The 18,745-nt window shown below is 60.4% G+C and carries 15 protein-coding genes and 1 CRISPR repeat array; of the genes, 7 read left to right on the top strand and 8 right to left on the bottom strand.

Features of this window, described 5'->3' with window-relative positions; all coding sequences use genetic code 11:
- Positions 1–5: 5 nt before the first annotated feature.
- Positions 6–2,417: a CRISPR direct-repeat array (repeat unit 28 nt; unit sequence GGATCATCCCCGCTTACGCGGGGTGCAC).
- Positions 2,418–2,460: 43 nt separating this feature from the next.
- Genes cas2e through HMPREF1531_RS05540 form a run of 8 tightly spaced genes read right to left on the bottom strand, consistent with a single transcriptional unit; the run spans position 2,461 to position 11,645 of the window.
- Positions 2,461–2,856, bottom strand: coding sequence for a type I-E CRISPR-associated endoribonuclease Cas2e (cas2e, locus tag HMPREF1531_RS05505; RefSeq protein ID WP_016668935.1), 396 nt, complete (start codon positions 2,854–2,856; stop codon positions 2,461–2,463).
- The gene (gene cas1e, locus HMPREF1531_RS05510; protein WP_036897311.1) at positions 2,850–3,806 is read right to left on the bottom strand and encodes a type I-E CRISPR-associated endonuclease Cas1e; all 957 of its coding nucleotides are present in this window, start codon (positions 3,804–3,806) and stop codon (positions 2,850–2,852) included. The genes cas2e and cas1e overlap by 7 nt, the downstream gene beginning before the upstream one ends.
- A gap of 2 nt (positions 3,807–3,808) precedes the next feature.
- Positions 3,809–4,534 (bottom strand): type I-E CRISPR-associated protein Cas6/Cse3/CasE, encoded by a 726-nt coding sequence (gene cas6e / locus HMPREF1531_RS05515; protein ID WP_016668937.1) that lies wholly within the window; start codon positions 4,532–4,534, stop codon positions 3,809–3,811.
- The gene (gene cas5e, locus HMPREF1531_RS05520; protein WP_016668938.1) at positions 4,525–5,241 is read right to left on the bottom strand and encodes a type I-E CRISPR-associated protein Cas5/CasD; all 717 of its coding nucleotides are present in this window, start codon (positions 5,239–5,241) and stop codon (positions 4,525–4,527) included. Before cas5e ends, cas6e begins: the two co-directional genes overlap by 10 nt.
- Complete coding sequence (gene cas7e / locus HMPREF1531_RS05525) at positions 5,241–6,368, bottom strand: type I-E CRISPR-associated protein Cas7/Cse4/CasC (RefSeq protein WP_016668939.1); 1,128 nt, start codon at positions 6,366–6,368, stop codon at positions 5,241–5,243. Before cas7e ends, cas5e begins: the two co-directional genes overlap by 1 nt.
- A gap of 43 nt (positions 6,369–6,411) precedes the next feature.
- The gene (casB, locus tag HMPREF1531_RS05530) at positions 6,412–7,065 is read right to left on the bottom strand and encodes a type I-E CRISPR-associated protein Cse2/CasB (RefSeq protein WP_016668940.1); all 654 of its coding nucleotides are present in this window, start codon (positions 7,063–7,065) and stop codon (positions 6,412–6,414) included.
- A 9-nt stretch (positions 7,066–7,074) separates the two neighbouring features.
- On the bottom strand, positions 7,075–8,694 hold the full coding sequence (gene casA / locus HMPREF1531_RS05535; protein WP_016668941.1) for a type I-E CRISPR-associated protein Cse1/CasA: 1,620 nt from the start codon (positions 8,692–8,694) through the stop codon (positions 7,075–7,077).
- A complete protein-coding gene (locus HMPREF1531_RS05540; protein WP_016668942.1) occupies positions 8,691–11,645 on the bottom strand; it encodes a CRISPR-associated helicase/endonuclease Cas3 in 2,955 nt (984 codons plus the stop codon). The genes casA and HMPREF1531_RS05540 overlap by 4 nt, the downstream gene beginning before the upstream one ends.
- Positions 11,646–11,849: 204 nt before the next feature.
- Between HMPREF1531_RS05540 and HMPREF1531_RS05545 the strand changes: the two genes are divergently transcribed.
- The 7 genes from HMPREF1531_RS05545 (at position 11,850) to HMPREF1531_RS05575 (ending at position 18,712) form a co-directional block, all read left to right on the top strand.
- Positions 11,850–12,188 carry a metal-sensitive transcriptional regulator gene (locus tag HMPREF1531_RS05545; protein WP_016668943.1) on the top strand — a complete coding sequence of 113 codons (339 nt, stop codon included), beginning with the start codon at positions 11,850–11,852 and terminating at the stop codon, positions 12,186–12,188.
- A 16-nt stretch (positions 12,189–12,204) separates the two neighbouring features.
- Entirely contained in the window at positions 12,205–12,411 is a 207-nt protein-coding gene (locus tag HMPREF1531_RS05550; RefSeq protein WP_016668944.1) for a heavy-metal-associated domain-containing protein, read from the top strand.
- A complete protein-coding gene (locus HMPREF1531_RS05555; RefSeq protein WP_016668945.1) occupies positions 12,411–14,786 on the top strand; it encodes a heavy metal translocating P-type ATPase in 2,376 nt (791 codons plus the stop codon). Before HMPREF1531_RS05550 ends, HMPREF1531_RS05555 begins: the two co-directional genes overlap by 1 nt.
- Before the next feature lie 191 nt (positions 14,787–14,977).
- Positions 14,978–15,733: a hypothetical protein gene (locus tag HMPREF1531_RS05560; RefSeq protein ID WP_016668946.1), complete on the top strand. Its 756-nt coding sequence runs from the start codon at positions 14,978–14,980 to the stop codon at positions 15,731–15,733.
- Between the two features lie 2 nt (positions 15,734–15,735).
- Positions 15,736–16,059, top strand: a complete 324-nt coding sequence (locus tag HMPREF1531_RS05565) for a hypothetical protein (protein WP_016668947.1) — start codon at positions 15,736–15,738, stop codon at positions 16,057–16,059.
- Positions 16,060–16,071: 12 nt separating this feature from the next.
- The gene (locus HMPREF1531_RS05570) at positions 16,072–17,841 is read left to right on the top strand and encodes a hypothetical protein (RefSeq protein WP_016668948.1); all 1,770 of its coding nucleotides are present in this window, start codon (positions 16,072–16,074) and stop codon (positions 17,839–17,841) included.
- Between the two features lie 13 nt (positions 17,842–17,854).
- Complete coding sequence (locus HMPREF1531_RS05575; protein ID WP_016668949.1) at positions 17,855–18,712, top strand: hypothetical protein; 858 nt, start codon at positions 17,855–17,857, stop codon at positions 18,710–18,712.
- Positions 18,713–18,745 lie beyond the last annotated feature (33 nt).

An 18,745-nucleotide genomic window follows, 5' to 3' on the forward strand; every position in this document is an offset into this window, starting at 1 on the left:
GTCAAGGATCATCCCCGCTTACGCGGGGTGCACAACATATCCCATCCAAAAATCCGTCCAGATTGCGGATCATCCCCGCTTACGCGGGGTGCACTGCTATATTGATCTTGCACGCACACATCCTGTCGGATCATCCCCGCTTACGCGGGGTGCACTTCCCTGGGCCGCCATGGGACAGTACCTGATTGGGATCATCCCCGCTTACGCGGGGTGCACTTCCGGTCGCTCGCCGACGGGGAAGTGAAAATCGGATCATCCCCGCTTACGCGGGGTGCACCCAATCCGTTAATTGCGTCCCGGCGCGCAATAGGGATCATCCCCGCTTACGCGGGGTGCACTCATTATCGCCCTTTCCACAATTCGAGCATTAAGGATCATCCCCGCTTACGCGGGGTGCACTTCCGGCGGACCCTGTATTTGAGCCCACCCAAGGGATCATCCCCGCTTACGCGGGGTGCACCCAATCCGTTAATTGCGTCCCGGCGCGCAATAGGGATCATCCCCGCTTACGCGGGGTGCACTTTCGATCACTCGCGAATGGTGAAACCAAAATAGGATCATCCCCGCTTACGCGGGGTGCACTCGAATTACTCTGTCTATTTTGGTGTGTACGACGGATCATCCCCGCTTACGCGGGGTGCACCGCGACAGTATGCGACTACAGCAGCAAATGGGCGGGATCATCCCCGCTTACGCGGGGTGCACGTCACCGTCAATCATGACATGATTCGACGCGCAGGATCATCCCCGCTTACGCGGGGTGCACGCTGTTGCGGTAACGCGTATGGTTGACGTGGTTGGATCATCCCCGCTTACGCGGGGTGCACAATAGCATATCATCTGACGTGGTGGACGCCATGGGATCATCCCCGCTTACGCGGGGTGCACCCCCACACGCCGGGCTCCTCACGTGACCCATCGGGATCATCCCCGCTTACGCGGGGTGCACTATGCCCCGAGCCCGATTTTATCGAGGAATCGGGGATCATCCCCGCTTACGCGGGGTGCACCTGGCGAGTTGCTTGATCTTTTGTTCGCGCGCCGGATCATCCCCGCTTACGCGGGGTGCACTGTCGAGAAGCCGTTTTTGCGCGAAGAGGAGGAGGATCATCCCCGCTTACGCGGGGTGCACTTTTACTCAGAGATCGTGGGCCGGGAAAAACCGGATCATCCCCGCTTACGCGGGGTGCACTTGAGCGCGGCAAGGATTGCGTAGACATCTCCCGGATCATCCCCGCTTACGCGGGGTGCACATCTTGCACGCACACAATCTGCCTTTTGTCAAGGGATCATCCCCGCTTACGCGGGGTGCACCTACCATGTACCGCACAGCGCCAAACGGAGGAAGGATCATCCCCGCTTACGCGGGGTGCACACAAACAAAATCCCACAGGGCGTCACGCACCGCCGGATCATCCCCGCTTACGCGGGGTGCACTGGATCGGCGCGGTGGATCAGATAATCGATGAGCGGATCATCCCCGCTTACGCGGGGTGCACGCGCCGGATTGTATTATATCGATTCAAGTGTTAGGATCATCCCCGCTTACGCGGGGTGCACTATATTTCTTGTTGCCATGTTGGTTGTCATGCCGGATCATCCCCGCTTACGCGGGGTGCACCATTGATACGACTAATCCTGACGAGATCAGCTCCGGATCATCCCCGCTTACGCGGGGTGCACCAACCGAAGCAGAAGCAAAATCGGCATTGCGTAGGATCATCCCCGCTTACGCGGGGTGCACATGCTTTAATTGGAGCACACGAAGAAACTGTAAGGATCATCCCCGCTTACGCGGGGTGCACACGGTGAACCTAAATGGGTTGAATCAGAACCAGAGATCATCCCCGCTTACGCGGGGTGCACACCCCAAGATGTATGCCGAGGAGTTGGTCCCCGATAATCATCCCCGCTTACGCGGGGTGCACACGATCAATTTGGCACCCGCAGCCAGCACGGAGGCATCATCCCCGCTTACGCGGGGTGCACACCATCGTCATCGTGATCTATGCCATGGTCAACGGATCATCCCCGCTTACGCGGGGTGCACACGCGTTCCCGCTGGTTCGGCCCCTGCGGAGCCACATCATCCCCGCTTACGCGGGGTGCACACCACCAGCGACGGTGGTTCCGGTGGGCCACACAAATCATCCCCGCTTACGCGGGGTGCACACTGGTTGCCCCGATGCTGGCGTGGCAGGGTTCACATCATCCCCGCTTACGCGGGGTGCACACTCATTGCCCGGGCCGTTCACCGGGTCATCTGAGATCATCCCCGCTTACGCGGGGTGCACACGTGCTAGGTTGACCTCAAAAGTCGGTTCCATGGATCATCCCCGCTTACGCGGGGTGCACACTGGTTCGGCACAGACCACATTGGCCGCGACATCTATCATCCCCGCTTACGCGGGGTGCACACAGTTCACTAGGGAGTATATCTCAAGAGGGGAGCGTTTTCATTCAATGCCGACCTAGATTCCGTTCTGCCGAGTTGCGATACCGACGCCGACGAGCAGCGATGGACCAAGCCTCCTTGGGGGCTTTGACTGAACCCGGAAGACGCGTTGTCTCTGTCTCTCCGCGTTCATAGGGCGTTGTCATGACGAGACAACCATCCATGTCTGTGGGGATCTTCTCGTGGCCGAACGACTCGATTGCGAAGCGTTGTTCTGAACGGTTTGAGTAGATGAGCAGTGCCCGACCGCTTCCGATACTGGAGCGCACCAGTTCCCACAGTTGGTCCCGCACTCGCGCAGACAGGTGGCCGACATATACGCCGGGGTCCACTTCAAGCAGCCAGCGGGTCAAGGCACCTCGTAGAGCGGCGGGTGCCGCTGAGAGAATCATGACTACCATGGCGGCTCAGCATCCTCGGGTTCGTCAAAGGGCGAAGCGTGGTTCGTTCCCCCGCTGATTAGACGTTGCTGATAGTCCCACAGGGACACGACGTTTACCGTGAGGTCGTCGGTTTCATCGGCCCCCAGCAGGGCATGGATGTCCCGGACGGCATTCTCGATAATCTTCAACTCGAAAATCTTGTCGCGAACCCGACGGCGAGTTGTCCCGGTCAAGTCCTGCATCTCCTCGGCCACAACGTCGAAGGCAATGGGGATGGTTGTCTCTGCTTTGTAAAGGTCGGCGATGTCGTATACGAAGGACCGCTCGTGCCCCGTATGGACAAAACCGAGCCCGGGGGCACACCCCAACGCCACGATCACCGCATGGATCACCCCGTACAAGGCTGCATGCGCTGAAGACAACGCTTGGTTGATCGGATCCGATGCGTCGAAATCGTCCGGGCGGTAATCTCTGCGCTGCCATGCGACACCGGTTCGTTTTGAGTTCTCCCGATAGACGGCCCTGATCCGGGCACCCTCCCGTCCTCGCAGTTGCTGCATCGTCAGCCCGGCGACGTTCTCACCCGCAAAGCGCATTGAGTACATCTGTCTGGCGATGGCCAAGCGCTTTTGCGGGGAAGAGACTCGTGCAGCCTGCTCGACCAGCAGACTGGTCGACGTCGCCAGGGAGCGGCCATGCGCGTAGTAACGCACCCCGCGTTCCCCGACCCACACGGCAGTTGTCCCGCACTCGCCGAGCAAGCTCATGGCTTGGTGACTGACCGAAGTGCCGGGGCCGAGCAGGACTGCTACCAAGGATGCGGCGGGAACCCTGATCGTTCCTTTCTCGTCCCTCGCGGTTAGCGCACCGTCCTCCCGATGGACGACACAGTGCTCCAGATACAGGAAACTCATCCGATCAGTGACTCGTGGCAGAGCCGTGACCGGTACGGGCAGAAGCCTGGCCATGGTCAGCACCCGTGAGGTCGAGCGAGAGTCATCAGGCCACAGCCGTAAGCCTTTGAGGGTCCCAATCCGTTGATAAGAATCCGTCGAAAAGCTTGTGCATCGGTGATTTGTAACAATCCCTCGTAAACGGTTCTGTTGATCGTCACCCTGTCTCTGCCGTTCCCATCAGCGTGTCTCCGGTTGAATACTGGACGCTCTCTGCGGACCACAAATGCAGATGCCTCGCCGGGATGCCCAGGATCTGTTCCCACATCCTCGGAGCCGAGGACGATGAACCCTTGGCTGGGAGCGCGATCGAGCAGCCAATTCGTCTGCTGTTCCACTGTCACGTGGCCGTACCTCTTGCCACGAACTCCTTTTCCGCGGGATTTCGCATGGGTCGGATTGGCGGTCAACCGGAACGCCCAAATCTGTCCTGCGGCCAGTTTGCTGAGGAACGGGTTGTAATCGAGCGTGCGGGCCTCGCTGCCGCTGAGACCTGCCTCTCGCGCCAGATTTGCAACATTGGGATGACTAGGGGAAAGAATATACAAGGTGGTGCCGAAGCTGCCCTCATCGATGCGCCACAACACGCGGCCCTGCGTCTCGGTTGACGATGGATCGGCTGAGGAACTGTTGCACTCCCCGCAGACCGTCTTCATGACTACCGCGTGCATGACCTGTGGAGAGCCGAGGTACTTTCTCGCCAGTCGCTTGCCCGTGTCAATGTCGATCTTGGTCAGGAACACGATTCCGCCTCCTCCAGTTCGGTCATCGGATCATGGGCATCGGCGACGGGGGTCCCGAGATGCAGCATGAATCGTTCGACGTTGCGGAACCCATAATTACGGCGACGGGGATCGTAGGAGAGCGGATGATCCCGGGCGTCGTAACTGTCCCCGGTGTGCTCGGCAACCGGGACCGCATTCTGGTCGATGAGAAGTTCCGCATCGAAGACTTCATGGTGCTTGCGTCGGAACCAGGCCGAGGCTAACCACGGCTCTGCTCTCAGCGCATCAAGCAGGGAAGCCGTTCGCAGACCCAACGACACAGGGTGCGTCGGAGGACAAGAGCGTCTGCCTAGGTACAGTGGAAAGGCGGGATTCCCGAGTGCCTCATGGATTCCTTCCAACAACGATGTGTCTCCCTCGACGCCGGCCAGGAAGACAGCGTCAGCCAAGTAGTATCGCTCGGATAATGGCATGGATACTTTTCCATCAAGGCTGCGTGCAGTATGGAAATCGCGGATAACGTTACCCGGCTGATCCTTGCGCACACCGAACCCCAATTGCAGCAGATCTTCGATCGGATCGGTGCGGCGGCGGCCGATAGCAGCTGCGAGCATTCCGAGGATACCGCTCTTGGATGGCGCCAGCTCTGTTCCCCGGACGGTGAACCGTGATTTCACCCCCCAGGCCTGCATTGGGCCTGCGAGTCGCAGGAGAAGTACAGACATCAGTCCTGCTCCTGCTCGGGAAGGAGTGGCTCGACGGTCTCACGTACCCGACTGGCCAGATCGGTGAAGGAGATGCGTTCCCCCAAGGAGTCGGCGATCTCGGGGTTCTGCATGCTCACCACGAGCTTGCGCAACGACTTCAACCCGTAGCTTTCCTCCAGGATGACGGCTTGCTTAGCCAAAGCCTGGACCGAGCGATTCAGATAACCGAGGGTCGCATCCGCCGCGATCGGTTTCTCGAAGGCATCGACCAAGGAGATGGGCTGACCTTGACGAATTGTGACCAGGATGGTGTCCGGGAGAGTACGATTAGCAAAGGTATTCTGCTTGCCGGTTGGCATGGATAGGCAGAAGCCATCAATGAAGGCCTCAAGTGCCTGCAAAGTTGCCCGAGTGGTGCCAAGATTCTTCCGCAGCATAACCACATTGACCGTCGCGTATCGGTACAATGTTGCAGAGGAAAACTCGACGGTTCCCATCATCCCTGCTCCGGCATCCTCCTCATCCGAGGAAGCCTTCGCGTCGTCGACGGCGGTGAAAAAGTCGTACTCATTTTCCGCGGCATGCGTGGAGATGGCGTGAGCCACTTGGCATGCAGCATCAACGTTGAGATCCGCGTCATCGGCGACCATCCTGCCAAACAATGAGACATCGACAGCATGATCCTCCTTGAAGATCTCCTTGACCTTTTTCGCATCCAGGGAATCACCGCTTCGGGTGCTCGCTATCACCAAGCTGGCAAGGCGACTTACCTGGCTTTGAGAAAGGAAGAGAAGATAACCAGATTCTTGCGGGGCATCCTTTCTGCCTTGTGCAGCGGAAAGTTTTATTTTTGCTGCTTTGAATACCCCTTCTGCGAGAGTATCAGCCGTTTCGGTGAGCTCTGGTGCCTGGAGCCTGATCTCATTGGCGAGGACCTCGACAACACGCTTGGTTCGGATTCCGAGATGTTCTGTGGTCAGGTGATCAGCGAAGTGGAGGCGCGTTGCACGCTTCCATGACTGGCTCGAAACGCGTAGACGGCGCACGCCACCGTAGACAGCCGATTTGGGTGAGCCGGAATCGTCACGGTTCACGCAGGATGGCGGCACGCTCTGGATGATGTGGATATCGACGTAGGTGTTCATGGTCAATCCTTTGGTTTATCGTGGTTGGAGGAGAGTTCTCGGTTCAAGCGGATTCAGGTGAGGAAGTTGACTCGGGTTCCTGTGGGACTGAGTAGTACTGGCGTGCCCATCTAAGCAACACAGTCTTCGCCTGTCCTGGTCGTTGAAACTGCACGATGTCGTCGGCGAGCATCGCGTGGTCCATGGGTATCTCGTTGGTGCGCAGGAGAGGAATAAAAGTGCGCAGGTGATGGCGCAACTCGGTCACCGTTGACGATGTCACGAGTGCGTTGAAGCGGGCACGTAATGAGGAATTCCCGTCGTCAGGGCCAACCAACCGCCGTGCGGCACGGCCCAGCCCTATGCCTTGGCAGTACATGGGTTGCGACCGCGACTGCTGATGTAGCGCATAAAGGGTTATCGCGGTGTGCACGGCGATCTCCTCTCGCGTGGGGGCGTCGCCTGCGTGGTCGGGAACATCCACCTGGGTGAGTTCCCAGATCTCAGCGATCTCGCCAGGCTCTTTCGAAGCTGCGCGCCGTAGGTTTGCGAGGGCTCCACGTGCCCGGGGATCGCCTCCAATTACCCGGTTCTGCAGCCCGCTGATGCGTTTGTGCACCAGCAGTCCAGCATCATGGAGGACGGGTTTTTGTGATGCCTTTGGATGCGGGGCTGTACTGCTCCCATCCGGTGAAATGGTGTATTGCTTGGTGGTCATTTGTGTGGCTTACTCCTCGTTGTGCGTCGGTTCGGGTTGTGGAACGGCCTTGTTTAGTGCGGTACGGAACCAGACGAGAGCCTTACCGACGTCGATGTTCTGGCGTCCGGCGAAGGCTGTGGCGGGGACGGCCTCAGCAAGCGCTGCCTGCTGTGTGTATGCCTCGCTTCGCAATCGGGTGCGCCAGCTGTCACGTGCCTGATGTGGTTCCGTGTCGTCGAGTGAGGCAAGCCAGCGGGGGAACTCTTCGTCAATGGTGTGATAGAAAGCAGTGTTGGCCTGGTCGCGCGCCGCCTTGGCTGTGTCCGTACTCCCACCACAAGCGCGGTCTAGATTCCCAGCCAGCTTGCCCAGAGCAGACGCAACGTTTTCGGTTTGTTCCATGGCATCGTGGACGATGGCGACCAAGGATGACGCATCGGGGGCGAGCAGTCCCGCGGGCAGGGCGAGAACATCATCAACGAGTTCGTCAACCGTTGCCTCCTGCGCGCCGTAGTTGATGCCGACGGCATGCAGAGGAATTAAACCGGATTGTGGAACGATCCCTCGTCGCATAAGTTCTTGGTAGAACACTACGACACCCGGGGCGCGGTAACGGGTGATATCGCCTGCTCCTTTGACCGGAACTGTTGGGCTCAGTTGTGCCACGAGCGTTGACAGGCCGCGCCAGAAGGCCTGATCGGTGGGCAGCTTGCGTGGCATGAAGACCGTTGCCTTGAATTTCTTGGTTTGAGGCTCTGAATAGCGCCAAGCTGTCATTGGTTCCACAAAATGGCGATTCTGTGGGGTTGCCTTGTCCCCATTGCCCAAGAACAGTCCGTTGACATCATCGTCTCCATGGAGCAAGATCCTGCGGGTCTGCCACGTGTAGCAGGTGACCGGACCCTGTGGAGCCACATCGGTAGCCCCGCCGGGGCCATCGGGTGCTCGCTCCCAAGGGGGCAGATCGGTTTCTGGATCGACCTCACTCAGATCAACGACCGTGCTGGTGACCACCGTATTGAGGAGTAGAGTCTCGGCGAGTGATTTCCCCTCGACCACGATGACGCCGATTTGTCCCGCCCAACCTGGGCCGATTGGATATCCTTTGCCGCCTTTGGCTTGTGGATCGCCGACCGCGCCGGTACGGATACCTGAAGGATCGAAAGCGTGTGCATGAACCAACCACCGAGCTGCTTCTGACCAGGAAATTTTTTCAATTCCTTCGGCAAGTCGCGTGGTGAAGAACGGGGCTCCGTTGGGGATGTCGATGATCAAGGATGTCAGGTCAGAAATTTTTCCCGATCCTGCGTGTATTCCAGCTACTTGAAAGAAAGGGTGTTCCGGGTGTCGCAGATCGAAACGGTCGCGGTGGCGCTCCAAATAAGTTGCTGCATCGACCCCGAGACGTTCCGGATCGTTCCAGTAATTTTTCCATGTACTCAGATCTTCCGGGCCCTGCATGGTTCGATGACAGATAGCCAGCAGTAGTCGGAGGATGGCGATATCCTGCGAGGCGATGTCGCCGCTAATCCGAGAGATCTCTCGGGCTTCCCGGAACAGTCGCAGAAGAGAGAGTTCGTCGGTGGAGCCGTCAAGGCGATTCACCCTGATCCACGGCTCGTCTAGCAGGTTGAAGATGGGTATCATTTCTGGTCGATCTCCTTCAGTCCGGTGAGTGGGCTGTACTCCAACGTGATGCCGTTGAGTTCCGCGTGTCCGTTGATGAGTGGAAGAAACAACTGACCTCGCAAGTCACGATCATCCTGCCAAGCAGGTATGACATATTTCTCGAGTTGGGTGATGACCCCGTCGATCGTTCGCGGATTGGTGAACCTGGGCGGCAGGCGCACGGCAGACATCAGCATGGCCCGGATGATGCGCCGTTGCGGTGGACGATCGGTAGGGATGATCATCGCCGGGAGCTCGGAACCGCTTGGCAGCGTGTACAAATCCCGTTGCCCGCCGGACCTGCGCTCGTCGAGGAGAATCACCTCCAGTGAATCTTCTCCGTCTCGTACTTGTGCCCGGCCCGTTTCCTCGTTGTCGCTGGCGACCGTCTGCAGCCAGTTGACGAGCGAGGACTCTCCCGATACCACTGGTTCGGTGAGCAGGAAGCCTTTGGCAGCCTCTCGCTTTCTCTCTTCCTGCAGTGCCGCGTCCGTGCGGGCTTGTTCCACTGCCTGCTGCCATGGCCCGGGAACCTGGGGATCTGGGCCATAAACCCTTTCGATGAGGTTATGAACATCATCGGGTGTGCTCATGGTGCCTTCTTCGGCCAGCACTTGGTTGAGGGCAACGGCCGTGAGCAACATGTCGTGTGCTCCGTAGACCATTTTGGCGCCCGACTCGATCCTGGGGTCGGGATTGGTGGCAAATGGTAGGCCGTCGATCCAGCAGATGGGCATGATTGTGCGTGGCGGCCGTGGGCGGGTGTGCCTGTGCAGGCGTCCCATTCGCTGGAGCAGGAGGTCGATGGGTGCGAGATCGGTGACCAACAGGTCGAAATCGACATCGAGGGATTGTTCCACCACTTGTGTTGCGATCACCACTGCCCGATGAGGCCGCTCCGGGTGATTTCGCGGTGGCCCAAAACGATGCAGGAGGTCGGCGTCTTTGGCCAGCCGGTCTGCGAGGGTGAATCGTGCATGGTTGAGGCTGACATCCTCCCCGAATACTGCACGCAATTCCTCGTAGGTCTCCTGCGCACGTCGCACCGTGTTGCGCACCACTAGGGCGCACCCGCCATCGGCGAGGGTTTCGCGCAGCAGATTGGATAGGTCTTTTTCCTCGGCAAGGCGCTGAATGCGAACTCGGCTGTTGCGTCCCGAAGTTGCTGTTGCCACCACCTTGGTTGTGTCGGCGTCAGCCGTGATGAGGCAGGGAAAGGGCGTGCTGATCGGTTTGGGCTTGGGTGTTTTGCTGATCTTCCTGCCTACGGACAGATGAAGGCCTCTTCGGTAGGCGTCCACCATCGTCGCGCACCGCGTTTCAGACAAAGTTGCTGACAAGAGGATGACCGGTACGCCGTAGGCCCCGAGCCAGGTAAGTGCCCGGTCAAGGTAGACGTTCATGTAGGTGGAATAAGAGTGGACTTCGTCCACGATAATCACTTTGCGGGACAGACCGAGGTGACGCAGCATTAGGTGGGGAGCCCGCATGGCGGCGAACAGTAGATGGTCGATGGTGGTGACGACGAAATCGGACAGCATCGACTTTTTCCGCCCGCCGAACCAGGACAAAATAGCGAGATCGGCTCGATGTTCCTGATCCGCGGCGGGCTCGTCGCTTGGGAGCACCACATCCTCGTCGCGACCAATATCGTGAGGGCGCAGGCCAGCCTCATCCGGATCATCCCCACCCAGGCCTCCGAGCAGTCGATCATGGATCTCGTGCCCCCGTCGGCGAAGCTGCCAAGCTTTTTGGTTCAAGCGCGCGCGTCCGTGTTGGAGGGAGACCGCAAACGCCGAGGGTGATCCTGCCCCGGCATACGCGTGTTCGATCCGTTCCAGCCAATCGAGCTCCCGCGTGAACATGGCATCGGTTGTCGCCTGGGTTGGCAGGGCGAACAAAAGACCGGAGCGGCCCATCCGTGCGGCCAAGATCTCTGCTGCTATAAGCGCAGCTTCGGTTTTTCCTCCTCCAGTGGACTCCTCGATGATGAGCATCCCGGGCAACTCCATGGAGCGGGCTGCCTCGACGGTTTTTTGCTGCACGGCCGTGGCTGTGGCCCCCATGGGGAGAATGAAACGTGACATCAGTAGATGATCGGGGGTGGCCCCATCGTCGCGTGGTCTCCACGGCGAAGGGATCTCCAAGCGGGCGATGCCCTGTTGTGCGCGTTGTTCGTGCGCCTTTGAGCCGAAGAATTTCGCGCCGTCATCGTCGCGGGCAAGGAGTGGGAAGTAGTCGTCGCAGGAGGATACCCAGTCCGCCACGATGACCAGACCAGACAACTCGACTAGGAAGTGCTGCGGCCAACTCCTGTTGGCCCAGATGCCCAGGAGGGGAGCAGCATCGGTGCGTGCCGTCACGAGATCCAGCAACTCGTGCTGGGCAGTGCGCCAGGCCTCGTCCCCGAAGAGATGCTCCCGGCCTGCAAGACGTTGGCAGAGATCTTGGGAAGTGGGAGGGATGCCATGGTGCCCGCCAACGATTGATGCCAAGGCCTCGGCTGGTTCGAAATCCCAGCCGTGGATCTCTCGAAGCCACGAGCTCAGGATCTTGTGACCCGCCAGCCCATGTGGTGCCTTCCGTCGTTCCAGGGGGTCGATGGACTCGTGACGTAAGCCAGCCTCCCGCATCTCGTCATCAAGGTCTTTGACCTGCATAGAGAATGCGGGTGTGCATTTTCCAATGTCGTGCACGGCTGCCAGCCACGAGGCCAGGATCACGAATTCATCCGCGGGTTCCAGCCCAGATGGTGAATCCTTCAATTGCTCCTCAATGAGGTTCCCGATGGTCGGTGCCACCCAGACCCGAGCCAGGTGCTGCGCGACTGCGGCGGCATCCAGCAGGTGGAGCCACAGGGGTAGCCAGCGTGGCCGCTCCGGGTCGTACCCCGACTTCGCCCAGACCTTCGCCAACTTCCTTGTCAGCATCGGATAACCCCGTTCTCCCGAACCTTATGTGTTGACCCTAGTGACCGGCACTGACATTTTTGGATTCATCGGTGAATTGATCCCGGGATGTGATGCAACAGTGATGTGTCGGGTAGTTGGTTCGCTGGTTTGGTGCTCGTTGAGAGTGAGAGCAGGGCAACTCACCCCTTGACTTATACCTATAGGGGGTATAGGTTTTTGGGTATGCTCAATGAGTCGGAGGAAGACGCCGGATCCGGATGCTGTGACATGCCCGGTCATCACCACGGCTATGTCGACACCAAGGATGCCTATCTCGCTCGCTTGCGGCGTATTGAGGGGCAGGTCCGGGGTTTGGAGCGCATGATCTCCGAGGAGAAATACTGCATTGACATCCTCACCCAGGTATCGGCGGTCACCAGCGCCCTGCAGTCCGTGGCGCTCATGCTGCTCGACGAGCACCTGGGCAGTTGCGTGGTCGACGCTGCCCGCACCTCCGACGAAGCAGCAGCAAGGAAACTCGACGAGGCATCTAAGGCAATCGCCCGCCTCGTCAGATCCTGACAGGAGAGGAATCAATATGATCACCAACTATGTCGTCACCGGGATGACCTGTGGGCACTGCGTCAACCACGTCACCGAGGAAGTCTCGGCTCTGGAGGGCGTGACCGCGGTGAAGGTCGACCAAGCCGGCCCTATGGAGGTCACCTCCGAGGTCCCGATCGACTTCGAGAAGATCACTGAAGCCGTGTCCGAGGCGGGCGACTACACCGTCGCCCTCGCCTGATGGTCCGGACTCCCCGGGATCCGTCCGTCACGGACGCATCCTCGGGAGCACCATCATCCGACACCGGGGTGCGTTCGCTGTCGGCTATCGTTGCCGATGTATCGGGGACGGTAGCCGTTACCCCGGCGAAAACTGATGGTCACCACGTTGTCGAACTCGACGTCCAGGGAATGACCTGTGCATCGTGCGCGGCTCGGATCGAGAAGAAGCTCAACAAGTTGACCGGGGTGCAGGCCTCGGTCAACTACGCTACCGAAAAAGCCCACGTCGTCGCCCCCACCGACACTGGCGCAGCAGCACTCATCGCCGCTGTCGAGGCCGCAGGCTACGGGGCGAGCCTGCCCACCCCCGAGGCCCCGCCCCGTGACCGGGCCGCCGAACTCGCCCAGCGCCTGATGGTCTCGGCGACCCTGGCCGTTCCAGTCATCGCGATGGCTATGGTACCCGCGCTGCAATTCTCTGGATGGCAGTGGGTCTCTTTGGTACTGGCCACCCCAGTCGTGGGATGGGCTGCCCTGCCCTTCCACCGCTCCACCCTGGTCAACCTGCGCCATGGCGCCTTCACCATGGACACCCTGATCACCCTGGGCACTTCATCGGCCTATTTGTGGTCGCTTTTCTCCCTTCTCTTCGGGCATGCGGGGATGATCGGCATGACCCATGAATGGTCGCTGCGCCTGGAACGCGACACCGAGCTCTCCTCGGTCTATTTCGAGGCGGCCGTCGGAATCATTACTTTTATCCTCGCCGGTCGCTGGATTGAGGCCCGATCCCGGCAGGACGCATCCTCCGCATTGCGGGCCCTGGCCGAGGTGGCCGCTAAATCGGTGACTATCGTGCGCGGTGGTCAGGAGACCACCATCCCCATTGAAAAACTTGGCATCGGTGACGAGTTTGTGGTGCGTCCGGGTGAGAAGGTCGCCACCGATGGGATCATTGTCGAAGGCACTTCGGCGGTCGACAATTCGGTGATCACCGGCGAATCCCTGCCGGTCGAGGTCACCGTTGGCAATAACGTCGTGGGGGCCTCGGTGAACACGACGGGACGGCTGGTCGTACGGGCCACAGCCGTTGGCGCCGATACCCAGCTAGCCCAGATCTCCCGGTTAGTCGAGCTTGCCCAGACCGGGAAATCTACCACCCAGGCCTTGGCTGACAAGGTCTCGGGTATTTTCGTCCCGGCTGTCATTACCTTGGCGCTCATCACCTACGTTGCCTGGCTACTGAGCGGTTCCGGTTTTTCCTTCGCCATCACTGCGGCCGTCTCGGTGCTGATCATTTCCTGCCCCTGCGCATTGGGGCTCGCCACCCCCACCGCGCTGCTCGCCGGTTCCCTGCGCGGCTCCCAGTTGGGCATCCTTATCAGAGGCCCAGAGGCCCTTGAGCAGGCTCATCGCATTGATGTCATTGCCATGGATAAGACTGGCACGATCACCACCGGACGCATGGGAATCGACCAGGTGCTCGCCGACGAGAATATCGATTCTGACGAGGTGCTGACGCTCGCAGCCCGTCTCGAATCCGGCTCCGAGCACCCCATCGCACGGGCCATTGTTGAGGCCTCCACCACACAACCTCAACCGGTGAGTAACGTTGAGGCCTCCACCACACAACCTCAACCGGTGAGTAACTTCGAGAACCTTCCTGGCAAAGGGGTGCGCGCCACTGTCGACGGGCACATGGCTGCCGTCGGCAATGCGCGTCTCGTCGCCGAACTGGGGCTGGGGATTCCCGATACGCTGGCCGATGCCGCCCGCATCGCTGCCGAGCAGGGGGCATCCGTGGTGCATGTCGTGCACGATGACCGGGTGATCGGGTTGGTCACGGTCTCCGACACCGTCGAGACCACTGCCGTCGAGGCGGTCTCCCGGTTCCATGCCCTGGGGCTGCGCACCGTCATGGTGACCGGGGACAACCGGGCAGCGGCCGAGCACGTCGCCAGCGCGGTCGGCATCGACGAGGTCCGTGCCGAGGTGCTGCCCGGCGACAAATACGACGTCGTCACCACCCTCCAGGCCTCGGGGGCACATCACGTCGCCATGGTGGGCGACGGAGTAAACGATGCTGCGGCGCTCACCCAGGCCGATCTCGGTATCGCCGTGGGATCGGGTACCGACGCCGCCATCGCAGCCTCCGACTTGACCTTGATGCGCCATGACCTGATGCTCGTTGCCGACGCGATCCAACTGTCCCGGCGCACCCTCAACACCATCCGCGGCAACCTGTTCTGGGCTTTTGCCTACAATGTCGCGACCATCCCCATCGCAGCTCTTGGCCTGCTCAACCCGATGTTCGCTGGGGCTGCGATGGCCTTCTCATCGGTCTTCGTGGTGACCAATTCATTGAGGCTGCGAGGCTGGCGGCCCAAGCGCTGAGCGAAGCCGCTGTTCTCGTACCGGCCCCGCGGTTGCTGGCACCCACCCCGGAACTGAGTATCCGGGCTCAAGCCCTTGATGCTCCCACCTCAACTGCGTCTTGTTCCTTGATCAAATTCATTGCGCAACTCTCTGGGCTCGGTACATTTGGGCCCGGCAGATCACGTTGTGGACGTGATCGGGAAGGCAAGATGAACCAGACAACACAACTGATCAAGGACATGCGTGCACGTGCGGCACAGCTGAGGGCCGAGGCCGCCGAGATGATGGCCTACGTCAACAGGACCAGCATCACGGCTCTCACCGATCACGTCCTGATCAGAGGCGGGGCCACCGGAGAACTGCGCTCCATCGCCTTCGCCGCAGGTCTCAATGAGGTGACCGCACCCGGTCTATCGACCGAAGTCCTGACCGCTTGCGAGGCGCTGGCCACGACGGTCACCACTGGGGGTACCAACTCTGGGCGTATCGGGTCAGTCCGGATCCTCGTCGATGATGTGGATGATCACGGCTATGGGCAACCGGTCGCCCTAGCCTCGGCACCATCTATCCTGGCGCCCCGTCCCCGGCTCGATTCCCGCATTTCATCCCTGGTCGAGGAGATGCCAGAGGTCGGCACCGGTGCGCTGGATGCCTACGTCAACCCTGCTGCTAGTCGGCCCGACTTCGAGGCGACCACCCGGGCTCGGATCCAGCGGCGTGCTGAGCAGGCTGCGCGGCTGTCGGCTCTGTGTGCGGAACAGATTGGCGAAGGAGCTTCGGAAGCCGTGTCCCTAGAGGTGGTCGGCACTGGGCGGCTCAGTTCGGTTCGTTTCTCAAAGGCTGGGCTTCGGATGGACCCCGACGAGTTGGGCCGCAGCTTCGCCAGTGCACACGCAGCCGCGATGACCGAACTTACTTCCCGGATCGAGGCCGTGTGGGCCTCGATGGATGAACAGGAGCGCTGAACATGAACGATTTCACCGTCAATCCGAGCAATCTCAGAGATGGGGCCAGCAAGGTGACCGCTGGTGCAGAGGCCTTCGTCTCCTCGTCTGGGCGCCCTCAGCCCGCCAACCCAGATGACTATGGGCAGATCGTCTCGGGATCCGTCGGGCTCGCCGAGCCATTCACCACGGATGCCTTCAAGGAATTCCTGCGCTCCTGCGGTGTGCTGTCCGATTCCATTAGCGAACGACTAACGAAATCGGCGGACGGGTATACCGAGACCGAGGCGACCAATGCGGAGGAGAGCAACAAGATTACCTCCAGTATCAACGATCTTTTCGACTGACAGGACAAAACAATGACTCGTGCAGACATCGAACAAGCCCGTGCGATTCTTTCTGAAGGCACCGCTGCCCATTCAACGGTCGCCAGTGCTGATATATCGCTGCTCGATATGCTGGGCCTGGCGGTCAATCTCTCTGACGCCATTCCCCTCAACGTGATCCAATTTGCAATCCACTACCTCGTGGAAAAGATGCCTCAGTTCCAGTCGATCATGGACGCCTTGAAGGGTGATGGAGCATCGATCAAGAGCCATGCTGAGGGCCTCAAAGGTGCTGGTTCCTACATCATGGACCCGTTCGACAATGTGCGTTCCGGTGCGAACACCGCCAAGGAACAGTGGACCGGCGAAGCCTCCTCAGAATTCACCTCGACAGTGTCGGCCTTTGAGGCTGCCTGTCAGAACTGTTCCGAAATCCCCCCGGTCATCGCAGAATTCGAGCTGGCGACGGGATCCTATGTCGGCAAGGTGCGCGAACTCGTGCGGTCCGGGGTCCACGAGCTGATCGACGCCGTCGTCGTGGCCTTCGTGACCGCTATCCCCGATACCCTGCTCGCGGCTGCCGGTGGTGGTATCAGTGGTGGGCTCCGGGGAATGGCCGAGGGGTGGAGCGAAGGCTGGTCATCGGGCGGATTCTTCAGTGGGGTGAAAGGTGCTTTGTCAGGTGGAGCCAAAGGCGCGGCCCAAGGCGCCCTAGACGCCGCAGTCGCCAGTGTGGTTGCTTGGGCGAACGTGTTGGTCGCCGACTATCTCGATCATTTCGCCAACATCATGAAGGCGATGACCACCGCGTGCTCCAAGAACATGGCCCATGTCCGAGGCCTGGGGCAGGCCATGCACCGTGCAGCTTCGCTCCTCGCGGGCAAGGGAGACCCTGGAGAGACGATGTCGGCGGGGCCGGGCTCCTATGCCGACACGATGGGCGGAGCTGCCGCCCAGCCAGCCGACATCGCGCTTGCTCAGGTGAATCAGGAGTTCCCGTGGGGCCCAGAGGATATCGATCCCGATCCCAGCAAGCGAACCCGCACTCCGATCCCAGGCACCGAGCCCCCGCAGTACTACCAGGCGCTGACCGATGAGGAGATTGCCAAGCTGGGTATCGATCCCTCGCTGCTGAACAAGGACGACGGTTTCACTGCGGGCATGGTGCAAGTCGTAGGCGCCGATGGGAAGCCGGTGGAACCGCCGCGGTATTCCGTCGTCATGGGTGGCAGCACCGATGGCCAGCAGCTGAACTCCACTGTGGATGAGGACTGGATCGAGGACGGAATCGGGGCGGTGTCGATGTCCCAGCAAAGCGCCGACGCGATGGCTTTGGCTACCGCGGTCAATCAGGCAGGCCTGGGGGACAACACGATCTACACTGGTCACTCGCTGGGCGGACGCTTGGCTTCGGTTGCCGCGATGGGAACCGGTTCCACGGCCGTCACCTTCAACGCTGCCGGTGTGTCGGATCCGACCTACGAGGCGATCGCCACCATGAACGGGACGACCGCCGATCAGGTACGTGCCGACTCCATGAACCAGATTCGTGCCTACCAGACCACTGATGATCCGCTGACCTACGGACAGCAGGGAATCGGTGGGCCGATGGCCAACATGTTGCACGATGCGGCAGGTACCCACATCACCGTCCAAGGCACCACTCAGCCGGGAATCGGTGGGCTGCCTCTCAATGGTCACGGTACAGACAACATGGTTCAAGGCATGGGCCATGACCACAGACTCCGCGACCAGTACGGTAATGCCACCGAGGGGTGGGCGGACTTCGCCAACCAGTACTAGGAGGAGACGGTCGATGGGCATGTTCAAGCGGGCTGCAGCCTTGGTCACGGTTCCGGTTGTCGCGGCTCTGGCTGTTGGATGCACCCTGTTGGGTGGGGCTGACAAGGATCTGGCCAAGAAGATCGAGAAGATCGATGGCATCACCGACGTCCGGGTGCTGGAGCGCCGTGAGGAGGGCTTGGGAGACAAATACCTGGATGTGACCTGCACTTTCGACAGCGGTTTGTCGGCCCAGAAGCTGGGGGATGCGATCACCCGGGTCAATGACTTGGCTGATGCTTCCGAGATCAAGGTCTCCCGAAACCGTCTTGTCTTCGGCGAGCACCGCGAATACCAGGCGGAATCCGGACTGCTGGACCCCGGCACCGGGATCCTGCAGGCCGTCGAACCCTTGCAGGCCTACCTTCTCGAGCCGAGCTCGCTGCGTGAGAATTCGGACAAAGCCTCGGGATACCGGGTGACGGTGCACAGCCAGGCCGGCGAACTGGGTCTCTTCGGTGCGGACGTCACAACTGCTCTCGACGCCATGGGTGACCACCAGCGCAGCGATCTGGTGCAGGAGGTCCGTGTGCGTGCCGAGGGCTCGGGATTCCAGAAGCGCGGGTTCTTCTCCTTCTCAACCGTGGGCTCCATGGATCAGGCCACGACCGGCCTGTTCGCCAAGGCGGTGGCGAATCCCGATCCGAAAGTCGTCGGGATGATGTTCTCCGCAGCCCCGGGTGAGACACCGTTGGTGCGGCTGGTCACTGACGGGACTCCCAGCGAGGTCGCCGACTTCCTGCAGAACCTGGCGGCCGACAGCCCCTTGGACGTCACCGTCGAGGCCATTGAGGCCGACACGCACAGACCGTGGTTCTCTCAGGTCGGTTGAGCAGGGTCCCGGACCAGTGGGCGCAAGTTCGTG

Origin of the sequence: Propionibacterium sp. oral taxon 192 str. F0372, assembly GCF_000413315.1 — a bacterium.
Classification (GTDB): Bacteria; Actinomycetota; Actinomycetes; order Propionibacteriales; family Propionibacteriaceae; genus Brooklawnia.